A 21965-nucleotide genomic window follows, 5' to 3' on the forward strand; every position below is an offset into this window, starting at 1 on the left:
TCAGTGTGCCTCGCTATAGGGGTTGCACGCCTCGTCGACGGAAAATTCCGGCATGGGATCTGACAGCGCGGTCTCGAAAGCCTCGGCCACCTCGGCCTTGGCCGCCGCCTCGATCGCGGCGAGCTGGGTTTCGCCGACCTTGCCCAAAAGCACCTTGCGCGAGACGAGCAAAGGGTCGCGCGCTTTCCAGGCGGCGATGTCCTCGGGCTTCTGGTAGCCGCCCATGTCGGACGTGGAAAACCCTTCGATGCGGTAGGTCTTGCATTCAACCATGCCGGGACCCTCGCCGCGCCGGGCACGCTCGACCATGGCCGACACGGCGCGGTAGACGGCGACCGCGTCATTGCCGTCGACGATCTCGGCGGGCATCGCGTAGCCGGCGGCGCGGATCGACAGATCCTCGACCGGCGACTGGACGTCGGATGGTACGGTCAAGCCGAACTGGTTGTGCTCGAGCACGAAGACGACGGGCAGCTTCCACAGCCCCGCCATGTTCATCGCCTCGTGGCAGATGCCGGTCTGGGCTGCGCCATCGCCGAAGATGCACATGGCGACGTTGCCGTTGCCAAGGATTTGCATGGACAGCGCCATGCCGGTTGCCGCCGGGATGCCGGCGCCAACGATGGCGTTGCCGCCGATCACGCCCTTTTCGGCATCGGCTATGAGCATGTGGCCGGCGCGCCCGCCGCAGGCGCCGGTGGCCCGCCCAAGGATTTCGGCAACCACGGGACGCATGGCCATGCCCTTGCCGATGTAGACGGCATGGCCGCGATGGGTGGTGGCGACCTTGTCGCCCGTCTCCAGCGCCGCCGTGGCTGCGACCCCGACAGCTTCCTGGCCGTCGCAACGATGGATCGGACCGCGCGTGCGCCCTTCCTTGTGGAGCGCGCCAAGGCTCTCTTCCAGATGCCGCACCAGCAGCATCCGGCGATAGATTTCCAGATGTTGTTCGATGGAAGGAGTGTTTTTCACGGCTGTCCCCGATCTCATGCCGAAATTAAATACAAAAGTGTCGACACTTTGCAAGAGCTTCTGCAAGATGGGGACAAAACAACTCGGGAAAACAGGATCGACAATGCGTTTGAAGGACAAGGCAGCAATCGTGACAGGCGCGGGAGCCGGGATCGGCGCGGCCGTGGCGGAACTGTTCGCGAAGGAGGGCGCGCGCGTTCTGGTCACTGACCTGGATGGCGCCAGGGCGCACGATGTCGCGCGGAGAACGGGCCAACTGGCGATGCAGGTCGATGTCTCGGACGAGGGCTCCGTCGCCGCCATGGTGCGGCGCGCGCAGGAGGCATTCGGGCGGATAGATGTGCTCGTCAACAATGCCGGTTACGGCATACGCGGCTCTGTCGTCACCACCGCGGCGCAAGACTGGGACGCGTTGATGGCCGTCAACCTCAAGGGTGTCTTCCTTTGCTCCAAATATGCCGTTCCGATCATGGCCGCGGGCGGCGGCGGAGCGATCGTGAACACCGCATCCAACGTTGCCCATGTCGGGATTGCCGACCGGGCGGCCTATGTTGCATCGAAGGGTGGCGTCGCGGCGCTGACACGCGCCATGGCGCTCGACCACGCGGCGGAGAAAATTCGCGTCAATGCGGTGGCGCCGGGCACCACCTGGTCGAGCTATTTCGACAAGATTCTCGAAACCCATTCCGACCCCCAGGGCTTCGTCACGGCGTTGAATGCACGCGCGCCGATGAACCGTGTCGCCCAGCCGCTCGAAATCGCACAGGCGATCCTGTGGCTTGCCAGCGACGAATCCTCCTTTGCGACCGGTTCGATCCTGACGGTCGACGGCGGCATGACGGCCTGGTGAAGTGAGCGCCCGCCCAGGCCGTGGCAGGTTTCACGGGCCGCTCGGGATCGTACGCAGGGCGCCGAGCATCGCATCGAGATCGGCGCATGGCACGCAACCGAGCTTTGCGATGTCCTGGGTCACATCCACCGGCAGGCCGGAATTGGACTCTTTCGGCACTTCGTTCAGCCGCCCGCCGATGAGTACTGGCAGGACGAGTCCGCGCGCCGCCATCGCTGCCTTCACCGCCTGGACATAACGGAGCGCCACGCCATTGTAGGTGCTGATGGCTATGGCATTGGCCCCGGTCTCCGCCGCGCGGGCGACAAGCGCTTCGGGGTCGACGGCCACGCCGGCATCGGCGATGGCAACGCCCAGGCCTTCCAGCGCCTGTTCGACGAGATACTTGCCGTGTTCGTGGACGTCGGTCGTACCGATGCAGACGGTCAGGGGGGCTTGCCTTGCCAAGGGTTTTTGTATCGAAACCCAGCTTGTGGCTTTGTGGTTGAGCTCGCGGGCCCATTCGGCATGGATCAGTGGCGTGCGTCCGCGCGCGCTTGCCGCGCCCGGGCCGAAGAGCGCCTCCATGCGCTTTGGCCCCGTGCGGCGGACGGCGAGCATCAATGCGGCCGGGTCCCCGGTATCCACCCCGCGCTCGGCCAGCCCCCTCATGGCGGCATCGGCAAAGCGGCGTCCGCCCGCCACAAGTACGTCGGCCATTGCCTCCACCTTGGTCCAATCGAAGACCGGATCGTAGAAAGGGGCATGCAACGTGAGCCGATGCGCGAAGGTCTGCGCGTCGATGATCTCGTCGACATCGGGAATGCGCTGGTTCTCGGTCACCGGCACGGGATTGATCGCATGGCCGGACGGCCATCGCCCGACGGCCAGTATGTCGGCCAGTAGATAGCTTGCCAGGCTCGCGTAATTGCCTGCCGGGGTCGACTGGTAGGAGACGGTGTTGCCGAAGATCATGGTGCCTGGCGTGTCGCTGACCCGCACCAGTGCGGCATGGAAGGCGGTGCGCGACAGCGGATCGCTGAAATGGTGGCCGTAGCAATGGGCGAGCCGCGCGCCGATCAGATCCTCGACGATGTGCTTTTCGATCAGCACCATGCCGAGCGCGCAGGCCATGTCGATGAACAGTCCGGCGAATCCGTCGTCGAGATTGGAATGAACAAGGATTTCGGCATCCTGCGCGGCAATCAGGCCGAGCGCGGTGACGGTCGCCTCGGTGGTCGCCACGTCATCGTCCCAGTAAGGCAGCCGGAACGTGAAATACTGCCCCAGATTGCCGACGGCCGTCGCTCCGGCGGCGATGGCGGCGCGGGTGTTTTCCAGAGCGCCCGGCAGTCCGAGCATGAAGTCGCCGAAATGGGCGGCGGCAGGCGCGGCATTGGTGATACGTGCAAAATCCTCGGGGCCGGTGAGCACAATGCCGGTGCCGCGCGCAGCCTTGGCGCGCATGGCCTGCGGATAGCCCATCGACCAGTCGAGGGTGATGCCGAAACGGTCTACTGTCACCCCTGCCTTGCGGCATTGCCCGTGCACCTCGCCGATTGCCGCAATGGTGCGGTCGACGCTTCTGAAGCCGATATGGGCATGCTGCATGACGCGCCTCTCGGCCGCCGCCTTGCGCTTCCATGCGGCCTCGGACGGCATTCCGGTTTCGGTGAGGAAGCGGCAGCCGCCGAGGCGCCAGTCGCGCGCCATGGCGCGCCCTTCGGCGAGGAGCTCGGCACCCGGCTTGAGGCGTGGGTCGATGAGAGGGGGGACGAGTTCAGCGGTCATGATATTTGCTGTCTGCTACGGCAATGAAACGGCGAATGATGGTGGCAAAACCCTCGGGATCGGCGAGAGGATGAAAATGCGCGCCGGGAACGACCACATGGTCCGCACCCGGTATCGCGGTGGTGATGGCTTCGGAAAGAGCCGGCGGTGTCAGAACATCGCCAGCGGCCGCAATCACCTGGACCGGGGCGGCGATGCGCGGCAGGTCGGCAAGGCGGTCGTGGTCGAGCAGCATGCGCACGCGCGCGGCGCTGATGGCAAGCGGCGCCAGGGTCCGAGGGGTGGCGGCGACCGCCGCCTCGAGCTGCCCGGCATGCGCTTCGAGGTAGGACGGTTCGTGGCAGAGCACATGGCCAAGGCGCTGGTAGGTTTCGGCCATGCCGGCCTCCAGCAGTTCAGCGCGAGCGCTGAAGAGCGTACGGAAACGGCTGTCGGCCCGCGCCCAGGAACTGCTGATCGTGTAGCTCAGGCCGAGTTCAGAATGATCGAGCGCCAGCACCTGAGCGATGGCGCCACCGGTGGAGTGCCCGACAATGTGCGCCGGTCCGCCCGTCCGTGCCAGCAGGCCGGCAGTATCGCTGGCGATCAGGGGGATGGAGTAAGGGCTATTCGGGCGATCGCTGCGGCCCGCGCCGCGATGGTCGGTGACGATGATGCGATGGTCGGACTCGAGCAGCCCAACGACGCCGGCCCAGAAGCGGCCGTCGCCGCCGAGTCCGGGGATGAGGATGAGGCGCGGGCCATGGCTGCCGAACGTCTCGTAGTGAATGCTGCAACCATCGGCGGCGGTGAAGAAGGGCATCAGCGATGGCCTTCGCTGTCGAGCAGCTCGCCAAGGGTTGCGACGAGGCTGAGTGCTGTGAGCGCGGAAGTCTTGGGATTGTCGGGTGAGGGCGCATTAACGAACGAAAAGAAGGCGGTGCCGACGGCACTCTCGGCCTCGATTTCGTGTGTGTTGCCGGCCGCCTTCGGATCGGCAATCACGCGCACCGTCACCTTTCCGGCGCCCGCCGCGAGTGCCACGGTGAAAGCCGCGTTGAGGTTTCTCGGATAGAGTCTCGCCGCTTCGGCGGGCGCACCCTCGAAAAGGGTAATGGCGCCATTGTCGGCTGACAGGCCGAGAGCGGCCAGCTCCGCCGCCCAGGCGGCAGGCGGTTTGCGCGAGGTATAGCGCACCCGCGCATCGGGAAGTGCCGCTATGGCTCGCAAATAGTCGAGGCCGCCCAACGCGCCTGATGGCAGGACGAAGCGCGCGCCTCCGTTGCGTGACGCCCCGGCTAGCCGGGCGGCAAGCCCCGGATCGGACAGTGCGCCGACCGAAGCGATGACAGTCGGGATGCCGGCTTCAAGAAGCGCGGGTACGTAGGCGGCAACGGCCTCCTGGCCCGCCGCCTCCACCACCGCCGTGGGGCGCGCGCCGATCAGCGCGTCAAGCTGTGTGACCGCGCCGACATTCGGCGGCAGGGCCGGGCATGCGCCTTCGCGCAGCAGAACCACCCAGCGAACCGAACCCTTTGGGAAAGCGGAGACGATCTCGCGCGCGATCGTGCCGTAGCCGATAAGGCCGAGCGTCACCATCAGGGTTTCTTCAGGGGTTCTGTTTCACGGGATCGAACTTGTCGGCGAGGTCGGCTCCGAAGACCGTCTTACGCTCGATTTCCAGGACGTTTTCCGGGCGCGGAAAATTGGACGGCACGCGGTCGCCCGGTTTGCGCGGCTTGCCGATAAGGCGAAAGAAGTCCTCGAGCCCGTTCGGTACGATCAGCCAGAGCCAGCGCAGGCGTGTCTCGCCATCGTTGATGAACATGTGCCTGACATTCTTCGGCAGGAACACCACGCTGTCCGGGCCTAGCGGATATTCCTTGCCCTCGACGACGGCGCGGCCATGACCCTCGATGACATAGATCGCCTCCTCGTTGCGGTCATGCGTGTGTTCACGCACATAGCCGCCCGGCGCGACCGATTGCGTGCCCAGCGCGAAGGGGTGCTCCATGCCGACGATGTGCGGCGCGAGCGCCACGTCGATATGGCCGTTTGCCGGTACCGGCTGCCAATAGCTTTCACGCGTTTGGGAATCGGAAATATGGATGCCGGAGGGTGCGGTTGGAAGGCGGGTATCGTCCATGGTTCTGCCTGTCGAAAGGGCTACGAAGATCATGCCGAGCACGCTGCTGACTTGCACGAGGTTACAGCGCAAAAAGTGTCGACACAAGAGTAGACAGATTTAATTTTCTGCTCCTATAGTGCCGTGGCGATGCAGCAGGGGACCGCCAATGGGTGAATTCGACGTTCTGGTCATCGGGTCGGGGTCGGCGGCCTGTTCGGCGGCATTGAGGGCCGCCAAGGGCGGCCTCAAGGTCCTCGTCATCGAAAAGAGCGAATGGCTGGGAGGCACGTCGGCCATGTCCGGTGCCGGGGTCTGGATACCCGCCAACCATGTCGCTGCCGAAGCCGGCATCGCCGACAGCCGTGAGGACGCGCTCACCTATCTGCGCGCGGTCGCGCCCGAAGGGTGGAAGTTGAAGGAAGACACGCTCTGGTGTGCGTTCGTCAGGGCGGCGCCGGACATGCTACGCTTCCTGTCCCGCAACACGCCGCTCGATTTCCGCCTGATCAACGAGCCCGACCCCTTTACCGAAGCGCCGGGCGGCAAGCTCTATGGCCGCATGGTCTCGCCGAGGCCGCTCAGCCGCCGTATCCTGGGCAGGTTCGCAAGGAGCCTGCGCCGCTCCACCCTGCCGCACAGCTTCACTTACCAAGAGATCGTCGACCTGGATCTCTATCACCACCCTGTCAGCGCCGGATTCAAGGTCTGGCCGAGGCTTCTTTGGCGATGGCTGACGAATTCCGGCGGCCAGGGCACGGCCCTGATGACCGGGCTCATCAGGGGCTGCCTCGATGCGGGCGTCACCTTCCGGCTGGAAACGCGCGCCGTGACCCTGCTTCAGGATCCGGACTCGCGCATCACCGGCGCGGAAGTGGAGAATGAGGGCCGACGAACGAAGATTGTCGCGCATCGCGGCGTCGTGATCGCAACCGGTGGCTTCGAATGGGATGCCGAGATGCGTGGACACCATTTCCCCGGTGCATTCGACCGGATCGGCAGTCCGCGCGGCAATGAGGGCGACGGCCAGAAACTTGCCGCTTCCGTCGGTGCGCAGCTGGACCGCATGGATCAGGCGAACGTCTACCCCTGCCTGCCGACGCGCTACCAGGGAAAGCCGCACGGCTTGCCGATGACCTTCCAGGCCGAGCCGCATTCGATCGTGGTCAATCGCGGTGCAAAGCGCTTTGTCAGCGAAAACGCCTTCAACATCGGCGAGGCGATCGATGCGCGCGGGCCGGACGGCGCCCCCGTCAATCTGCCCTGCTATCTCATTGGCGATCATCGGTTCCTGAAAACGTCACTGCCTTTCCGCTGGTATGCCTCCTATGAGCGCGATTGGGTCAAGAAGGCCGATACAATCGCTGGCCTTGCCGCCAAGCTCGGGCTGCCGGCGGCGGCGCTCGAGGAGACGATCGCCCGCTGGAACGGCTTTTGCGCCAAGGGGCACGATGCGGATTTCCGCCGTGGCGAGAACGGTTGGGAGGACTACAAGGCGCATGGCCCCGAGAACCGGCTGAAGCCGATCGACAAGCCTCCCTATGTCGGCATGACGATCAATCGTTCGATTCTCGGTACCAAGGGCGGCGCCCGCACCAACGAACGGGCGCAGGTGCTGAGGCCGGACGGCTCGATCATCCCCGGCCTTTATGCGGCGGGACTTGCCATGGCCAATCCCATCGGCACACGCGCCGTGGGAGCCGGCACGACCCTCGGCCCCAACATGACCTGGGGCTACATCGCTGCCGAGACGATCCTGCATCAGAACCGATGATCGCGCGGGGCGCTGCAGCCCTCGGCGTCACGCCACGGCGACGCCGCGAGATCGCTTTTTCTCGGCGGCCGCGAGCAGATCGACGAGGGCGCGCGCCTTGGCGGGCCGGAACCGGGCCGGTGGAAGACGGCATGCATGCCTCCGGTGGCCAAGCTCCAGTCGACAAACACCGGCACCAACCGCCCCTCGGCGATATCGTCGCTGACGCTGTAATCCGGAAACACGCCCAACCCGATGCCGGCGAGCACGCAGGCAAGGGCAGGGGCTCTTGTCGCAGATGACGACCGGGTTGGGTTCGGTCAGCCCAGGTTCAGCCGCGCCCGGCCGATGCCAGACGCATCAACGCTTCACGAACGCCGACACGTCGGTAGGTTTCGCTGACGAGGCCGTCCTTTCTCAGCTCTTCGCGGCGGCGTTCGACAAAGGCGCGTTCCTCGCCGGTCAGGTCATGTTCCCGCTTGCGGAGCCATTCCTGGTAGGACGGATCAACTTCCTTGACCGGCTTGGCCGCGGTGGAAACCGAAACCGGCCGGCTGTCGGTGTAGCGCGGCCGCAAGGCACTGTTGGGATTGTATTCGGTTCGCTTGTCGTTGCCTGAAATGACGACGTCGGGATCCGCTACCCGGCCCGACGGGCTGTAAACGAATGCCGAGGCGATGCGGTCGAGCGCCGCGTCGACTTCCTTCGGCCGATGCACCACTTCGCGCGGCTGGCGATCGGGGACGGCCAGCCGGGTGATGCCGCGATCATTGATGGCATCGAGAACCTCGCGATGATCGCGTGAGGTGATGACCTCGCGCCGGGCAGGCCAGAAATCATAGGGCGCATGCGCCCCATGGCCCTTGCCGATATGGAAGGCATAGATTTCCGGGTAGACCGTCAGTTCGGTGCGCCGGCTCGGCTTGACGTCGTAGAACGAGGTGATGGCGATCTGCAGCAGGTGGGTGGCGCCGATGCCGCCAAGTGCATCGTCGATCACCAGCCCGAACCGGTCATGTGGGTTCCAGTCCGGCAAGGCCTGCGCGATCGAAGCCGGCTTGCCGTCGATCTCGACGTCGAACATATCCGCCTTCAGCAAAGTCACGACATGCATTGTGGTTTCCCTTCATGAGGCGCTGAGCGCCGATTCGTGCGTCCAATCAGACCAAGGAAGGGTCGCACTGTCATCCTTGTTCGGCTTCTTTCCCAACGGCGCCGGGATCGCTAATGTCTTCGGGTTCGGGATATGGGCCGGGCGTCATCTGCCTTAACGCTGGCAGGAATTGATGGATAGGCGGGGCTGCGAACGCGCTGATTGCGGGAGGGGGCGTCATGGAGCAGGGTCGGCTGACGAAAAAGGAGCGGCACGAGCTCATCCTGTCGGAAGTGCGCCGGTCGGCGTCGATCCGCATCTCGAAGCTCGCCAGGCGCATCGGTGTCGCCGGCGAAACGATCCGCCGCGATCTCATTGAGCTTGGCGAGGCCGGGCTGCTCAACCGTACCTATGGCGGCGCGACGATTTCGCTGGTGACGTCCGAACCGGCCATTTCCGAACGTGGCCTGACCATGGTCGAGGAACGTGCCCGGATCGGGCGCGGCGCGGCCGGCCTGATCGAAAAGGGCCAGATCGTCATGATCGACGGCGGTTCGACAACCTACGAGGTGGCGCGCAATCTGTCGCAACTGGCGCGCAACCTGACCGTCATCACCAACTCCACCGGCGTGGCGTCGGTGACCGGCGCCAACCCGACGTTCCGCGTCATCCTTTGTCCGGGAACCTATGACAGCCGCGAGGGCAGCGTGCTGGGCGAAGACACCGTCGAATTCGTCCGCCGCTACAATGCCGACATCGCCATCATCGGCGCGTCTGGTCTGACGGTCGATGGCCCGAATGACATGATATCAGGCGCGGCCGCCGTCAAGCGGGCGATGATCTCGCGCGCGCTGTCGACAATGCTGGTGGTCACCAACGACAAGCTCGGCCGTGCCAGCCTCGAGCGCGTGTGCACGCTAGGCGACATCGCCGACATCGTCACTGACGTCGAGCCCCAGGCCGAGTTGCGTGCGGCGATCGAAGAAGCCGGAACGGAGCTGCATGTTTTTGCAGGCAGCTGACAGCGAGGCACAGGGCGGTGCGCCTGTTCAGGCGCCGTCCCGGTTCGTCAGTGCAATATGGCAACAGCCGGAGCCGTGGCCCGGCGTCCAGGTGACATTTTCGAAACGCACGCCAGTCGCCTCGAACAGGCCACGGTCGAAGGCGCCGGCGATGCGGCAGAGCGTGGCGAGCTTTTCATCACCGAGCCCAGCCTCGATCCAGGCGTCCTTCAGCGGGCAGCGTTCGACCTTGAAGGCGATGCGGTCGTCGCCGCGTTCGACATCGGTCGGGTACATGCGGCCGCCATCCGGGCTGACCGCCAGGAAGGCTTCGCCGATCGCGCCTGCGTCATTGGGGCCGAACGCGGCGAACGCAGCCGCGGCCACCTCCCTGCCGCGCTGTTCGATGGCGCGGATCATGATGGTCTCGGCCTTTTCGGCGCCCAGTTCTCCGGTCAACTCATCGAGGAACAAGCGGTAGAGATCGGCCCGGTTGCGAAAGGCGGAATCGAGTTCGCGCGACAGTCTTTCGGCTCTGGCTTCGGGGTCGGTCATTCATGCGTCCTGGTTTTGTTGTCTGCTTGTCCGAAAACCGGATCCCACTTCTCGCTGGCGCGGTCCTTCTTTCGGGATCATGGCCTGGTTCTGTGCAATCTTGGCGCGGTCGCCACCAGCGCCTTGCCGATGGCCGATCGCGGCGCGTCGATGACGGCTCGGGCAGCGCCGCTCTCGGCAATCCGCCCGGCATCGAGGAGGATGACGCGGTGGGCGACTGCCCGGACCACGCCGAGATCATGCGAAATGAAGAGATAGGCAATCCGTTCCTGGTGTTGCAGGTCGAGCAAAAGGTCGAGGATCTGCCCGCGCACCGAAACGTCGAGGGCAGACACCGCCTCGTCGAGTACGATCAGCGACGGTTTCGTGGCGATGGCGCGAGCGATGGCGACGCGCTGCCGCTGGCCACCAGAGATTTCATGGATGGCGCGCGAGGTAAGCCCCGCCCCCAGTCCGACGCGCTCCAGCAAGGCGGCGATCCGGCGCGGGCGCTCGGAACGCGAGGCGATGCCATGGATGCGCAAGGGATCGTCGAGCACGCGTGCCACGGTGGGGCGCGGGTTGAAGGCGGAAAGCGGATCCTGGAACACCATCTGCAGGCGCGCGCGGCGCGCACGCAAGGCGGCGCCACTCAAGGCGAGGAAATCATTGTCTTCGAATTCGATGCGTCCGGCGTCCGGCTCGATCAAGCGCAGCACCAGTCGCGCGATCGTCGACTTGCCGCTGCCGGAGGGCCCGGCCAGTGCCAGCGTTTCGCCGGGGTCGATATGAAAGGAGACGTCGTCGACGGCGGCGATGCTCTTGCCGCCGCGACGGTATCGTTTGGTGAGATTGGAAACCGCCAGCAGGCTCATGTGGCGAGACCGCTTCGGTTCAACAACGGTTCGGCGTCGAGGCCGATATGGGCGTCGAGCAGCGCGCGTGTGTAAGGCTGGGCTGGGGCGTCGACAATCCGCGCCGTCGCGCCAAGCTCGACCAGTTGGCCGTGGCGGAACACGGCGATGCGCTCGGCAAGCTCGGCCGCCAATGCGATGTCGTGGCTGATGAACAGCAGCGTCATGCCGTCCTCGGCCACCAGCCGCCGGATCAAGGCGACGATCTCGGCCTGCACGATGGTGTCGAGCGCGGAGGTCGCCTCGTCGGCGATCAGCAATTTCGGACCGGCCGCAATCGCGGCGGCGATCGCCACACGCTGTTTCTGGCCGCCGGAGAGCTGATGCGGGAAGGCCAGCAGGGCTGAGTCCGGGTCCGGCAGACGGACGCGTTCCAGCAAGTTTTTTGTCCTCGTGTACGCCCGCGGCCATGTGAGGCCGAGATGCGTGCGCGCCACTTCGGCGATTTGCTTGCCGATTGGCATCACAGGATCGAGGCTGGCGGAGGGATCCTGGAAGACGAAGCCGATGTCGCGGCCGCCGAGGAGTGCCCGGCCGAGGCCGGGCCACTCGATCCGCCCATCGATCTGAGACGCCGCCGGCAACAGCCCGGCAATGGCCAATGCCAGCGTGCTCTTGCCCGAACCGCTTTCGCCGATGACGGCGAGGCGTTCGCCAGCGACGATGTCGAGGCTGATGTTCCTCAGCGCCGCCACCTCGTTGCCGTCGCGGCGGTAGGTCACCGTCAGGTCGCGGATCGACGCCAGCGCGGTCACGACAGGCCTCTTCTCACGGCCGTCGTCTCGACGACGCCCTCACCAGCGAGATAGACGCCCAGCACAGTCAGCACCAGTGCAATGCCCGGGACGATCGACAGGAAGGGGGCGGTGCGCAGCACGGCGCGGCCTTCGGCGATCATGCCGCCCCAGGTGACCCGGTTGGGGTCGCCGAGGCCGAGAAAGGACAAGGCCGCTTCGGTGAGGATCGCGGCGGCGACGATCACCGAGGACATCGCAAGCACCGGCGGCAAGGCATTGGGCAGCACCTCGCGAAAGGCGATCTCGAGCGGATGCATGCCGATGGCGCGGGCGCTGGCGACATAATCGCGCTCACGGATGGAGAGGACTTCCGCGCGCGCGACTCGAGCAGGCCCAATCCAGGTGCCAAGCGCGATGGCAATCACCACGATGCCGAGCGACGGCCCGACGACGCTGACGAAGGCCAGCGCCAGCAGGAAGCTTGGCACGGTCTGGAAGGCATCGGTGATGCGCATCAGTACCTCGTCGATGAGGCCGCCGGCAAAGCCGGCCAGCGTGCCGACCACAGAGCCGACGACGAGCGCCGCCGCTGCCGCCGCGAGCCCGACGGCAAGCGAAGTGCGGGCGCCATGGAAAAGCTCGGCCAGAACGTCGCGGCCGAGCCGATCGGTGCCGAGCGGCAGCGACCAGTCCTGAAATGGCGGCAAAAGTGCGGGGCCGGCGATCGCTTGCGGGTCGCCGGGAAACAGCAGCGATGCCGACAGCGCCATGGCGATCAGCGCCGCCAGCATGATGGCGCCCGCAACTGCCTCAGGCGTGCGCAGAAAGCGGCGGAAGCGGCTCATGCGCCGGCCTCGCCGGCGCCGACGCGCGGATCGAGGAAGGCATAGGCGATGTCGACGAGCAGGTTGATGACGACGACCAGCACGGCACTGACGAGGATGATGCCGAGCAGCAAGGGCGTGTCGCGCGCGGCCACCGCTTCCTGCGCCAGCCGGCCGAGGCCGGGCACGGAAAAGACGCTCTCGATGACGACGCTGCCGCCGAGCATCTGCGCCGACTGCAGGCCGAGCATGGTGACCAGCGGCAGCAGTGCGTTGCGGGCGACGTGGGCGAGCACGATGCGGCGGCGCGAAAGCCCCTTGGCGCGGGCGGCCAGCACAAAATCCTGGCGCCAGACCTCGGCCATGCCGGCACGCATCATGCGCAGATAGAGCGCGAGGTAGATGAAGCCGAGCGCCGCCACCGGCAGGACGAGATGGATGGCGATGTCGGTGGCGCGGTCGAGCCCGGTCTTGTCGGAAGCCAGGGTTTCGATGCCGCCGATCGGCAGCCAGCGCAGGTCGACGGCAAAGATGACGATCAGCACCAGGCCGAGCCAAAAGCCCGGCACCGCATAGAGCGCCAGTGAGCCGATCGACAGGATTCGGTCACGGACGCTGCCGGGTCTGGCGCCTGCATAGATGCCGAGTGCCGAGCCCAGCCCGAAGGAAAGCGCTGTGGCGCTGACCATCAACAGCAGCGTGTTGGGCAGCCGTTCGAGGATCACGTCGCGGATCGGCCTGGAGAACGTCACCGACTGGCCGAGATCGAGGTGCAGCAGCGCCCAGAGATAGTTGGCCAGCCGTGTCAGTTCCGACTGGTCGAGGCCCCAGCGGTGGCGCAACAGCTCGATCATGCCGGCATCGCCGCCGGTCGAGACGATATAGGCGTCGACGGCGTCGCCGGGTGCGGCTTCGAGCAGCAGGAAGGTGCCGATGACGACGATCAGCAGCACGAAGATGCTGCCGACGAGGCGGCGACGGAGGAGGATGAGGGCGCGAGTCATGCCACTTTCACCCTCCCCCTTGTGGGGAGGGTGAACCCGGCGGAGATATGAGGCAGGACAGAGGCGGGCGCGAAGGAACTTTCATTATCGAACCTGAGCACCCGGATAGACGTTCTGCAAGCCTGGAGAGGTCAGCCCGCCAGATAGGTGTCCGCCCAGTTCGACACCGCCCAGCGCGGATTGTTGGCGATGTTGCCCACGGTGTCACGAGCGACGCTGATAAAGCTCCATTCGGCGACGTTGATCAGCGGCAGGTCGGCGGCGACCTCCTTCTGGAATTCCTTGTAGAGATCGGTGCGGGCAGATGTGTCGAGGGTTTCCGATGCCTTGGCGATGAGGGCGTCGAGCGCGTCGTTCTTGTAGCCGCCTTGATTGGAGAACGGCACGCCGTCGGGAATGCCGCTCTGCACCAGGATTGTGGTCGAGATCGCCGGGTCGCCGCGGAACACCGGCGGGCCGACGGCAAGGTCGAAGGCGTGGTCGGTGTAGACGGCCTTGATGTGCGCGGCCGAGTCGTTGTTGACCAGTTGCGCGTCGATGCCTATTGCCGCGAGCGCCTGGCGCAGATAGTCGCCGAACTGCTTGGTCTCGTTGAAATAGGGCGCCGGCAAAAGTTTTAGCGTAAAGCGCTTGCCGTCCGGGCCTTTCTTGTAACCGGCCTCGTCGAGCAGCGCGTTGGCCTTGGCGACGTCGAAGGGATAGGCGGGCACGTCGGCGGAGTAGAACTGCGGATCGTTCTTCGGCACCGGGCCGGTGGCGGTGGCGGCATAACCGAGGAACACCGTCTTGACGACGAAATCCTTGTCGATGGCGTGCGCGATCGCTTGGCGCACCTTGAGATCGGCCAGTTCCTTGCGGCGATGATTGATCTCGACCACGAGCTGATAGGTCAGCCCTTCATAGCCCTTGGAGATCACCTTCAGGCCGGGCACCTTGGAGATGCGGTCGAGATCTGCAAGCGGCACGGCAGAGAAAGCCGCGAGCTGGATTTCTTCTGCTTCAAGCGCGCTCGCCGCCGACGTGCGGTCAGGCAATACCTGATAGATGATCTCGTCGAGATAGGGCTCGTCCTTGCCCCAGTAATCGGGGTTCTTCGTCAGCCGGTAATACTGGCCGGCCTTGTATTCGCCGAACTTGAACGGCCCGGTGCCGATGGGCGCGTTGTTGGCCGGGTTGTCCTCGATCTTGCCGACCTCGTAGATATGCCCGGGCACCACGCTGCTCAGCGCCGGCAGCGCGTTGCGGATCAGCTGGAACGGTGTCGGCTTGGAGAATTTGAACACGGCGGTGAGATCGTCAGGGGTGTCGACGCTAGCCAGATCCTTGAACACGGTGCGGCCGAGATTCTGCAGCGGCTTCCAGATCTGCAGCGCCGAGAAGGCGACGTCGGCCGAGGTGAACGGCTTGCCGTCATGCCATTTGACGCCATCGCGCAATTTGAAGGTCACCGACAGCCCATCGGCGGCACCTTCCCAGCTCAGCGCCAGTCGCGGCGCGAGCCCGTCCTTGCCGTCGAAGGAGGCTTCGGCCAGCGTTTCGACGATCTTGCTGGAGATGAAAAAGACGCCGTTGGAGGCGACAATCGCCGAGTTGAGGTTGCGCGGCTCGGAATCGGCGGCGAGCACCAGCCGCCCACCCTTCTTCGGCGTTTGCGCCCGGCCGATATCAGGCATGGCGGTGGAGGCTAGCAGCATCGCCGAACCGGCAAGCATCGTGCGTCTGGAAATCGTGAAACCTGACATGATCGAACTCCGTCCTCTCCGCGACCCGAACGGGTGCGCCAAGCCAGCATCCTGGCGGTGGCGATTATGAGCCTTGCCGAGGGTTTCGCCAGAGACGGAATTGGCGCATCCTCGCTTGGCTTTGAAATTTTCGTCCGCTGGACCAGTTTGGACGAAGCGATTCAATTTGCTCATTCTGGTAGGACCAAATTGAGCGGTTGTATGGCCAATGACACGTGGGTGACCGCCAACCAGTCCCATTATGCCTATTTCTGGCTGGACCAGAGTGGGCAAGATGGTGCAGATTTGATCTACGCTTGAGGATCGGGAGCAGAACAGCCGGCGATCCCAGGCAATTCAGGGAGAGAGAGATGAACGTTGCTCCGGGCAAGAGTGCCGTCAGCAATATCCCGTTCGACCAGGCAAGGGTCGACCGGCTGATGGAGGAGGCCGGCATCGATGTGCTGCTCGCCACCTCCAAGCACAACACGCAATATCTGCTTGGCGGCTACAAGTTCATCTTCTTCGCCGCCATGGATGCGATCGGCCACAGCCGTTATCTGCCCGTTGTCATCTATGAGAAGGGCGGGCCCGATCATGCCGCCTATATCGGCAACCGAATGGAAGGCGGCGAGCACCAGAACAATCCGTTCTGGACGCCGACGCTGCACGCCGCCTGCTGGGGCACGCTGGATGCCGCCAACCTCGCGGTCGAGCACCTACGGAAGATCGGCAAGGCTGGTGCCCGCATCGGCATCGAGCCGGGCTTCCTGCCGTCGGACGCCTTTACGCTGATCCGCAAGGCGCTGCCGGATGCCAAGCTGATCGATGCGACGGCCATGCTGGAAAGCATGCGCGCCATCAAGACCGATGCGGAGCTGGAGAAGCTGCGCACGGCCTCCGAACTGATCACCGATTCCATGCTGGCAACCATTGCCTGGGCACGTGAAGGCACGACCAAGACCGAGATCATCGAGCAGTTGCGGCGCGAGGAAACCAATCGCGGCGCGCATTTCGAATATTGCCTGCTGACGCTGGGCTCCAGCCACAACCGCGCCGCCTCGCCGCAGGCGTGGAAGAAGGGCGAGGTGCTGTCGATCGATTCCGGCGGCAACTATCACGGCTATATCGGCGACCTCTGCCGGATGGGTATTCTCGGCGAACCGGATGCCGAACTCGAGGACCTGCTGGCCGAGGTCGAAACAGTGCAGCAGGCGGCCTTTTCGAAGGTGAAGGCGGGCACGCTGGGCGGCGACATGATTGCTCACGCAGAGGGCGTGCTGAAGAAATCCAAGGTCGCGCCCTATACGGATTTCTTCGCCCACGGCATGGGCCTGATCACGCACGAAGCGCCATTCCTGATGACCAATCATCCGGTGACCTATGAAGGCACCTATGCGGCAAAGCCGTTGGAAAAGAACATGGTGCTGTCGGTCGAGACGACGATGCTCCACCCGACGCGCGGCTTCATCAAGCTGGAAGACACGGTGGCGGTGACGGATGCCGGTTACGTGATGTTTGGCGATCGCGGCCGGGGGTGGAACAGGGGTGGGACTTTATAAAGTCCAAAGTCGGCGCTGCCCTCATCCGCCTGCCGGCACTTCTCCCCGTGGAACGGGGAGAAATGTCCGGCAGGACAACGAGGGGCGGCTCTGCTCGAGAAAGCTATTTCCCACCTGCCGGGATCAGCCTGAAATCCGGTAGTTCCCGCAACACCAGTTCCGGTCCGGCCGGCGAATAGACGACGAAGAGTTGCATAGGTCCGTCACCGGTGTTGAGCGTGGAGTGGAAGCGGCTTTCCGGCACGTAGATGGTGCAGCCGGGACCGACCTTCTCGACCACCGGATTGCCCTTCTCGTCCTCGACCATCTGTTCGCCGTTGCCGGAGATGACGAAGATGATCTCCTCGGCGCCGGGATGATTGTGGCGGGTGTGGCCCTTGCCTGACGGCAGGTCGACGACGCCGCCGGAAAAACGGTTTGCGCCATTCACTTCGGGCGCGACGGTCAGCGCAAGCCGGCCCCAGTCGAAGCCGAAGGCGCTGACGTCCTTAGGATAGACAAACATTTTGTTCTTGTCGGTCATCTCTCATCATCCCTTCTTTTTCTTCTGGTTATGCAGCGTGACGGCCTTGAAATCGGCCGTCTGCCTGGCGATCGCGGCTTCCGCCGGCAGCCGTTCCATCGAGCTGGCGCCATAGAAGCCATGCAGGCCCTTGCAGCGGTCGAGGATATAGCGGGCGTCGTCCGGCATCGAGATCGGCCCGCCATGGCAAAGCAGGATGACATCCTTGCGCACCGAGCGCGCAGCATTGGCGATGGCATCGATCTCGACGACGCAGTCGTCAAGCGACTTGGCCGAGGTGGCGCCGATCGAGCCGCCGGTCGTCACGCCCATATGGGCGACGACGATGTCGGCGCCGGCCTTGGTCATGGCGCGAGCCTCGTCGGGGTTGAAGACATAGGGTGTCGTCAGCAGGTCGAGCTTGTGCGCCTCGGCGATCATGTCGACCTCGAGCCCGAAGCCCATGCCGGTTTCCTCGAAGCTTTGCCGCATGTTGCCGTCGAACAGGCCGATGGTGGGGAAATTCTGCACGCCGGAAAAACCCATCGTCTTCAGTTCGGCCAGGAACAGCGGCATGATGACGAACGGATCGGTGCCGTTGACGCCGGCCAGCACCGGCGTGTGTCTGACCACCGGCAACACCTCGTAGGCCATTTCCTTGACGATCTCGTTGGCGTTGCCATAGGCGAGCAGGCCGGCGGCCGAGCCGCGCCCAGCCATCCTGTAGCGGCCGGAATTGTAGATGATGATGAGGTCGATGCCGCCGGCTTCCTCGGCCTTGGCCGACAGGCCGGTGCCGGCGCCGCCGCCGACGATCGGCACGCCCTTGTCGATCATTCCCCTGAATTTCCTCAGTATGTCCTTGCGCGGTATGGCGGGCATGTCTGGCCTCTTACTGTCTGGCGATGTCGAGGAAGGCGGCAGTTGCCGCCCCGGCAAATTCGGGATCGTTGATATGCAGCGGCAAACGCGTCACGCGGCGCCTGCCGTTCGGCTTGATGGTGCGCTCGATGGCCTCGAACAGGACGGCGTCGGCTTCGGGATCGAAGAAGGCGCCCCCTTCAACGTCGAGCGCCGAGACGCCTTTTTCCGGAATGAGGAAATGCACCGGCCCCTCGCAGAGGGCGAGCCTGGTGCCGATCCATTCGCCGATCTGGCGGCATTCGTCCGCTGTGGTCCGCATTAGCGTGACATTCGGATTGTGCTCGTAGAACAGCCGTCCGCTATAGCGTTCCGGAATGGTCGACGGTGCCCAGAAATTGACCATGTCGAGCGCCCCGACCGAACCGACATAGGGCAGGCCGGTTCGGGCGATCGCGCCGAAGCGATCCTCCGTCGCCGGCAGCACCCCGCCGAACAGGAGATCGCAGACCTCCGTTGTGGTGATATCGATGATGCCGGACAGCAGGCCGCTGTCGGCCAGCTTCTCCATGCTGCGGCCGCCGGTGCCGGTGGCATGGAAAACAATGCAGTCATAGGTCGAACGGAGCTGGTCGGCGATGGCGGTCACGCAAGGCGTGGTGACGCCGAACATGGTGAGCCCGATCGACGGCTTGCCGTCGGGTGGCGGCGCTGGCCTGGCCGCCATGCCAGAAATCGCCTGGGCGGCATTGTGCAACACGACACGGGAAAGCCGGTTCAGTCCGGCCATGTCGGTCACCGAAGGCATCATGATGATGTCGGAGACGTCGACATAGGGTGCGGTGTCGCCAGAGGCGAGCGTCGAGACCATGATCTTCGGCAGACCGAGCGGCAGCGCGCGCATGCCCGACGTGATGATCGAGGTGCCACCGCCGCCGCCAATGCCGATCATGGCGGCGATGTCGTTTCTCGATTGAGCAAAGCGGGCGAAGGCGATGCCCATCGCCGCGACCGCGGCGCCGCGATCATTGCCGCCGAGCACGGCTTTGCTCCCACCGGGGTGATGATTGGCAATTTCCCGCGCGGTGATGTCGACGGGGATGGTCGCGCCGCGCGTTCCGACATCGATGCGGGACACAGCGGCACCGGTGGCGGCGATGGCATCGGCCAGGAAGGCGAGTTCCTCGCCCTTGGTGTCAGCGGTGCCCACCACATAGATGCGCTTCATTGCGTTCCCCAATCCAGGCGGGCTTGGCGTCACGGCCTGCCGCTCTTTTGCCCGCCGTTCGGTCACCCGAAGGCCATTGCAATTTTTTGAGACGCGCGTATCGTATTGACATGGATGTCTCACGTCAACAAGCCGCGGTGAGTGACGACAACGCCGAGGGAGCCGAACGTGGACCCCGCGCGCGGACCAAACGGCTGATGCTGGAGACGGCGACGAGGCTGATGCAGGCTGGCGTCACACCGTCGGTCAGTGAGGTCGCGGAAGCCGCGAAAGTTTCCCGCGCGACCGCCTACCGCTATTTTCCGAGCCAGGCCGCACTGGTGCAGGCTGTCGTCGACGAGGGGCTGGGGCCAATCCTGACCTGGCAATCGACCTCCGCCGATGCCGAGCGCCGGGTCGCCGACCTGTTCGACACGGCCATGCCGCGCATCGAGGCGTTCGAGGCGACGTTCAAGGCGGCGCTGAAGCTGTCGCTCGATCAGTGGGCGAGGCGCCAGGCCGGCACGCTGGGTGGCGAGCCGGCGTTCACGCGCGGCCACCGCGTCCAATTGCTGAAGGAGGCGATCGCGCCGCTCAAGGGCCGCTTGCCGCCGCGCGATTTCAAGCGGCTGGCGCAGGCGCTGTCGCTGATCTTCGGCGTCGAGGTGCTGATCGTGCTCAAGGATATCTGGGGATTGGACAGCCGCGGCATGATGTCGGTCGCGCAATGGGCGGCCGCGACGCTGGTGCGCGCCGCGATCACGGAATCGATCGGTGGAGGAAACAGCGTCGATCCAACGGCAGTCGTGAAATAGCACCTATCTGGTTAGACCAGATTTGCGTGCTGAGTACTGATATTAACCGCAATGCGGGGTGCCGCACAACACCTGCGCGTATCACTGAGTAGGAAAATCATGGGAAAACAGGCAGATAAAGCCGGAATCCAGTAGCAATGGACAGGCCGAGCTGCCAAGAAAGGGCTTGACGTGCACGCGAAATTGGTAATACCAGATCAGGAAAGAAAAGCGGATCGAAAGTGAGGGCTGCGATCCATTTTCCGGCAGGGCGAGGAGGCCCGGAACCGGAAGAGCGCGATCACGGGAGGAACTACCGGAGCCGGCCCCGTTGCCGGCTCGCATGACAGGGTAGAATGCGCACAAGGGAGGAAATCATTATGCGCAAGTTAGTGACCAGCGTGCTTGCTGGTATCGGCTTAACGCTTGCCTGCGGAACGTCCGTCTACGCGCAGGAAAAGTCGCTCACCATCTTCTGGGCGGAATGGGATCCGGCCAACTATTTGCAGGAACTCGGCAACGAGTACGAGAAGGAAACCGGCGTCAAGATCACGGTGGAAACGACGCCGTGGTCCGACTTCCAGACCAAGGCCTTCACCGAGTTCAATGCCCATGGTGACGCCTATGATCTGGTCGTCGGCGACTCACAATGGCTCGGCGCCGGCTCGACCGGCGGCCACTATGTCGACCTCACCGACTTCTTCAACAAGTACAAGCTGAAAGACGTGATGGCGCCGGCGACGGTGAAATACTACGCCGAATATCCCGGCAACAGCGGCAAGTACTGGGCCATCCCGCTCGAAGGCGACGCCGTCGGCTGGTCCTATCGCAAGGACTGGTTCGAGGATCCCAAGGAGAAGGAGGCCTTCAAGGCCAAGTACGGCTACGACCTCGATGTGCCGAAGGATTTCAAGGCGCTGCGCGACATCGCCGAGTTCTTCTACCGGCCGGACCAGAAGAAATACGGCATCGCCATCTATACCGACAATTCCTATGATGCGATGGCGATGGGCTTCGAGAACGCGCTGTTCTCCTATGGCGGCGAGCTCGGTGACTATTCGACCTACAAGGTCGACGGCTTCATCAACTCCGACAAGGCGGTGGCGGCTCTCGACGCCTACAAGGAGCTCTACAAGTTCACGCCTCCGGGCTGGGCCAAGTCGTTCTTCGTCGAGGACAACCAGGCGATCACCGAAAACCTGGCCGCGATGAGCATGAACTACTTCGCGTTCTTCCCCTCGCTGATCAACGAGGCGTCGAACCCGAACGCCAAGAACACCGGCTTCTTCGCCAATCCTCCCGGTCCGAACGGCGACCAGTTCGCAGCGCTTGGCGGTCAGGGCATCTCCATCGTCTCCTACTCGCAGAAGCAGGACGAGGCGATGAAGTTCCTGGAATGGTTCATCAAGGACGAGACCCAGAAGAAGTGGGCGGCACTTGGCGGCTACACCTGTAGTGCCGCCGTGCTGAAGTCACCGGAATTCCAGAACGCCACGCCCTACAACAAGGCCTTCTACGAGACCATGTTCAAGGTGAAGGACTTCTGGGCGGTGCCGGAATATGCCGAACTGCTGCAGCAGCTCAACCAGCGCGTCTACCCCTACATGATCGGCGGCGAAGGCACCGCCAAGGAAACGCTGGACGCTTTGGCCGCCGACTGGAACGCGACCTTCAAGAAGTACGGCCGCGGTCAGTAACAATCATGGCTCACGGAGGGGGCGTCGGTGCCTCCTCCGTTTCTTTTTCTGCAAACGGGAGCAGG

General features: G+C 64.3%; 23 protein-coding genes. 7 read left to right on the forward strand and 16 right to left on the reverse strand.

Annotation, left to right across the window (positions count from 1 at the left end; genetic code table 11):
- Positions 1-972, reverse strand: a complete 972-nt coding sequence (locus AC56QQ_RS07115) for a thiamine pyrophosphate-dependent dehydrogenase E1 component subunit alpha (RefSeq protein WP_497126044.1) — start codon at positions 970-972, stop codon at positions 1-3.
- 103 nt (positions 973-1075) lie between these two features.
- On the opposite strand from AC56QQ_RS07115, the gene AC56QQ_RS07120 reads away from it, so the two are divergent.
- On the forward strand, positions 1076-1822 hold the full coding sequence (locus AC56QQ_RS07120) for an SDR family oxidoreductase (protein WP_497126045.1): 747 nt from the start codon (positions 1076-1078) through the stop codon (positions 1820-1822).
- A gap of 30 nt (positions 1823-1852) precedes the next feature.
- Here AC56QQ_RS07120 and AC56QQ_RS07125 read toward each other — a convergent pair whose 3' ends face one another.
- From AC56QQ_RS07125 to AC56QQ_RS07140, 4 genes are read right to left on the reverse strand one after another with little or no spacing between them, the layout of a single operon-like run.
- Positions 1853-3592 carry a cobalamin-dependent protein gene (locus tag AC56QQ_RS07125; protein WP_497126046.1) on the reverse strand — a complete coding sequence of 580 codons (1740 nt, stop codon included), beginning with the start codon at positions 3590-3592 and terminating at the stop codon, positions 1853-1855.
- Positions 3582-4394 (reverse strand): alpha/beta fold hydrolase, encoded by an 813-nt coding sequence (locus AC56QQ_RS07130; RefSeq protein WP_497126047.1) that lies wholly within the window; start codon positions 4392-4394, stop codon positions 3582-3584. Before AC56QQ_RS07130 ends, AC56QQ_RS07125 begins: the two co-directional genes overlap by 11 nt.
- Positions 4394-5170, reverse strand: coding sequence for an aspartate dehydrogenase (locus tag AC56QQ_RS07135; RefSeq protein ID WP_497126048.1), 777 nt, complete (start codon positions 5168-5170; stop codon positions 4394-4396). The genes AC56QQ_RS07130 and AC56QQ_RS07135 overlap by 1 nt, the downstream gene beginning before the upstream one ends.
- Before the next feature lie 10 nt (positions 5171-5180).
- On the reverse strand, positions 5181-5717 hold the full coding sequence (locus AC56QQ_RS07140) for a cupin domain-containing protein (protein WP_256751695.1): 537 nt from the start codon (positions 5715-5717) through the stop codon (positions 5181-5183).
- Between the two features lie 148 nt (positions 5718-5865).
- Between AC56QQ_RS07140 and AC56QQ_RS07145 the strand changes: the two genes are divergently transcribed.
- On the forward strand, positions 5866-7470 hold the full coding sequence (locus AC56QQ_RS07145) for an FAD-dependent oxidoreductase (RefSeq protein WP_497126051.1): 1605 nt from the start codon (positions 5866-5868) through the stop codon (positions 7468-7470).
- Here the strand turns inward: AC56QQ_RS07145 and AC56QQ_RS07150 are convergent.
- Together AC56QQ_RS07150 and AC56QQ_RS07155 are read right to left on the reverse strand one after the other, a co-directional pair.
- A complete protein-coding gene (locus AC56QQ_RS07150; RefSeq protein ID WP_497126053.1) occupies positions 7458-7718 on the reverse strand; it encodes a hypothetical protein in 261 nt (86 codons plus the stop codon). The two genes, AC56QQ_RS07145 and AC56QQ_RS07150, sit on opposite strands and share 13 nt — an antisense overlap.
- 62 nt (positions 7719-7780) lie before the next feature.
- The gene (locus AC56QQ_RS07155; protein WP_497126055.1) at positions 7781-8563 is read right to left on the reverse strand and encodes a hypothetical protein; all 783 of its coding nucleotides are present in this window, start codon (positions 8561-8563) and stop codon (positions 7781-7783) included.
- Between the two features lie 218 nt (positions 8564-8781).
- Here AC56QQ_RS07155 and AC56QQ_RS07160 point away from each other — a divergent pair, with 218 nt between their 5' ends.
- Positions 8782-9564: a DeoR/GlpR family DNA-binding transcription regulator gene (locus AC56QQ_RS07160; protein WP_489863371.1), complete on the forward strand. Its 783-nt coding sequence runs from the start codon at positions 8782-8784 to the stop codon at positions 9562-9564.
- 27 nt (positions 9565-9591) lie between these two features.
- Here the strand turns inward: AC56QQ_RS07160 and AC56QQ_RS07165 are convergent, their stop codons facing one another.
- From AC56QQ_RS07165 to AC56QQ_RS07190, 6 genes are all read right to left on the reverse strand, one after another.
- Positions 9592-10098: an L-2-amino-thiazoline-4-carboxylic acid hydrolase gene (locus tag AC56QQ_RS07165; protein ID WP_497126057.1), complete on the reverse strand. Its 507-nt coding sequence runs from the start codon at positions 10096-10098 to the stop codon at positions 9592-9594.
- 77 nt (positions 10099-10175) lie between these two features.
- Complete coding sequence (locus tag AC56QQ_RS07170; protein ID WP_497126060.1) at positions 10176-10952, reverse strand: ABC transporter ATP-binding protein; 777 nt, start codon at positions 10950-10952, stop codon at positions 10176-10178.
- Positions 10949-11746, reverse strand: coding sequence for an ABC transporter ATP-binding protein (locus AC56QQ_RS07175; protein WP_489863368.1), 798 nt, complete (start codon positions 11744-11746; stop codon positions 10949-10951). Before AC56QQ_RS07175 ends, AC56QQ_RS07170 begins: the two co-directional genes overlap by 4 nt.
- Entirely contained in the window at positions 11743-12573 is an 831-nt protein-coding gene (locus AC56QQ_RS07180; RefSeq protein WP_497126062.1) for an ABC transporter permease, read from the reverse strand. The genes AC56QQ_RS07175 and AC56QQ_RS07180 overlap by 4 nt, the downstream gene beginning before the upstream one ends.
- Positions 12570-13556, reverse strand: coding sequence for an ABC transporter permease (locus AC56QQ_RS07185; RefSeq protein ID WP_497126064.1), 987 nt, complete (start codon positions 13554-13556; stop codon positions 12570-12572). The genes AC56QQ_RS07180 and AC56QQ_RS07185 overlap by 4 nt, the downstream gene beginning before the upstream one ends.
- Before the next feature lie 131 nt (positions 13557-13687).
- Positions 13688-15298, reverse strand: coding sequence for an ABC transporter substrate-binding protein (locus AC56QQ_RS07190; RefSeq protein WP_497126066.1), 1611 nt, complete (start codon positions 15296-15298; stop codon positions 13688-13690).
- 33 nt (positions 15299-15331) lie between these two features.
- On the opposite strand from AC56QQ_RS07190, the gene AC56QQ_RS07195 reads away from it, so the two are divergent.
- Both AC56QQ_RS07195 and AC56QQ_RS07200 read left to right on the forward strand, forming a co-directional pair.
- Entirely contained in the window at positions 15332-15598 is a 267-nt protein-coding gene (locus AC56QQ_RS07195; protein WP_497126068.1) for a hypothetical protein, read from the forward strand.
- A gap of 50 nt (positions 15599-15648) precedes the next feature.
- Complete coding sequence (locus AC56QQ_RS07200) at positions 15649-16839, forward strand: M24 family metallopeptidase (protein WP_497126071.1); 1191 nt, start codon at positions 15649-15651, stop codon at positions 16837-16839.
- A 103-nt stretch (positions 16840-16942) separates the two neighbouring features.
- Here AC56QQ_RS07200 and AC56QQ_RS07205 read toward each other — a convergent pair whose 3' ends face one another.
- From AC56QQ_RS07205 to AC56QQ_RS07215, 3 genes are read right to left on the reverse strand one after another with little or no spacing between them, the layout of a single operon-like run.
- Positions 16943-17362, reverse strand: a complete 420-nt coding sequence (locus tag AC56QQ_RS07205; RefSeq protein ID WP_497126073.1) for a cupin domain-containing protein — start codon at positions 17360-17362, stop codon at positions 16943-16945.
- Positions 17363-17368: 6 nt separating this feature from the next.
- Positions 17369-18223, reverse strand: a complete 855-nt coding sequence (locus tag AC56QQ_RS07210; protein ID WP_497126075.1) for a phosphoenolpyruvate hydrolase family protein — start codon at positions 18221-18223, stop codon at positions 17369-17371.
- A 10-nt stretch (positions 18224-18233) separates the two neighbouring features.
- Positions 18234-19430 carry a Tm-1-like ATP-binding domain-containing protein gene (locus AC56QQ_RS07215; RefSeq protein WP_497126077.1) on the reverse strand — a complete coding sequence of 399 codons (1197 nt, stop codon included), beginning with the start codon at positions 19428-19430 and terminating at the stop codon, positions 18234-18236.
- Between the two features lie 110 nt (positions 19431-19540).
- On the opposite strand from AC56QQ_RS07215, the gene AC56QQ_RS07220 reads away from it, so the two are divergent.
- Positions 19541-20224: a TetR/AcrR family transcriptional regulator gene (locus AC56QQ_RS07220; protein ID WP_497126080.1), complete on the forward strand. Its 684-nt coding sequence runs from the start codon at positions 19541-19543 to the stop codon at positions 20222-20224.
- A gap of 359 nt (positions 20225-20583) precedes the next feature.
- Positions 20584-21900, forward strand: a complete 1317-nt coding sequence (locus AC56QQ_RS07225) for an ABC transporter substrate-binding protein (RefSeq protein WP_489863358.1) — start codon at positions 20584-20586, stop codon at positions 21898-21900.
- The last annotated feature ends 65 nt before the right edge of the window (positions 21901-21965 follow it).

This window comes from Mesorhizobium sp. RCAM 05099 (genome assembly GCF_059683685.1).

Bases quoted from the DNA above. Each gene is read 5' to 3' on its own strand.
- AC56QQ_RS07135 (WP_497126048.1), bottom strand. From the start codon at position 5,170: ATGGTGACGCTCGGCCTTATCGGCTACGGCACGATCGCGCGCGAGATC.
- AC56QQ_RS07190 (WP_497126066.1), bottom strand. From the start codon at position 15,298: ATGTCAGGTTTCACGATTTCCAGACGCACGATGCTTGCCGGTTCGGCG.
- AC56QQ_RS07145 (WP_497126051.1), top strand. From the start codon at position 5,866: ATGGGTGAATTCGACGTTCTGGTCATCGGGTCGGGGTCGGCGGCCTGT.
- AC56QQ_RS07165 (WP_497126057.1), bottom strand. From the start codon at position 10,098: ATGACCGACCCCGAAGCCAGAGCCGAAAGACTGTCGCGCGAACTCGAT.
- AC56QQ_RS07160 (WP_489863371.1), top strand. From the start codon at position 8,782: ATGGAGCAGGGTCGGCTGACGAAAAAGGAGCGGCACGAGCTCATCCTG.
- AC56QQ_RS07225 (WP_489863358.1), top strand. From the start codon at position 20,584: ATGCGCAAGTTAGTGACCAGCGTGCTTGCTGGTATCGGCTTAACGCTT.
- AC56QQ_RS07120 (WP_497126045.1), top strand. From the start codon at position 1,076: ATGCGTTTGAAGGACAAGGCAGCAATCGTGACAGGCGCGGGAGCCGGG.
- AC56QQ_RS07180 (WP_497126062.1), bottom strand. From the start codon at position 12,573: ATGAGCCGCTTCCGCCGCTTTCTGCGCACGCCTGAGGCAGTTGCGGGC.
- AC56QQ_RS07200 (WP_497126071.1), top strand. From the start codon at position 15,649: ATGAACGTTGCTCCGGGCAAGAGTGCCGTCAGCAATATCCCGTTCGAC.
- AC56QQ_RS07220 (WP_497126080.1), top strand. From the start codon at position 19,541: ATGGATGTCTCACGTCAACAAGCCGCGGTGAGTGACGACAACGCCGAG.
- AC56QQ_RS07155 (WP_497126055.1), bottom strand. From the start codon at position 8,563: ATGCATGTCGTGACTTTGCTGAAGGCGGATATGTTCGACGTCGAGATC.
- AC56QQ_RS07185 (WP_497126064.1), bottom strand. From the start codon at position 13,556: ATGACTCGCGCCCTCATCCTCCTCCGTCGCCGCCTCGTCGGCAGCATC.
- AC56QQ_RS07205 (WP_497126073.1), bottom strand. From the start codon at position 17,362: ATGACCGACAAGAACAAAATGTTTGTCTATCCTAAGGACGTCAGCGCC.
- AC56QQ_RS07125 (WP_497126046.1), bottom strand. From the start codon at position 3,592: ATGACCGCTGAACTCGTCCCCCCTCTCATCGACCCACGCCTCAAGCCG.
- AC56QQ_RS07215 (WP_497126077.1), bottom strand. From the start codon at position 19,430: ATGAAGCGCATCTATGTGGTGGGCACCGCTGACACCAAGGGCGAGGAA.
- AC56QQ_RS07140 (WP_256751695.1), bottom strand. From the start codon at position 5,717: ATGGACGATACCCGCCTTCCAACCGCACCCTCCGGCATCCATATTTCC.
- AC56QQ_RS07130 (WP_497126047.1), bottom strand. From the start codon at position 4,394: ATGCCCTTCTTCACCGCCGCCGATGGTTGCAGCATTCACTACGAGACG.
- AC56QQ_RS07210 (WP_497126075.1), bottom strand. From the start codon at position 18,223: ATGCCCGCCATACCGCGCAAGGACATACTGAGGAAATTCAGGGGAATG.
- AC56QQ_RS07170 (WP_497126060.1), bottom strand. From the start codon at position 10,952: ATGAGCCTGCTGGCGGTTTCCAATCTCACCAAACGATACCGTCGCGGC.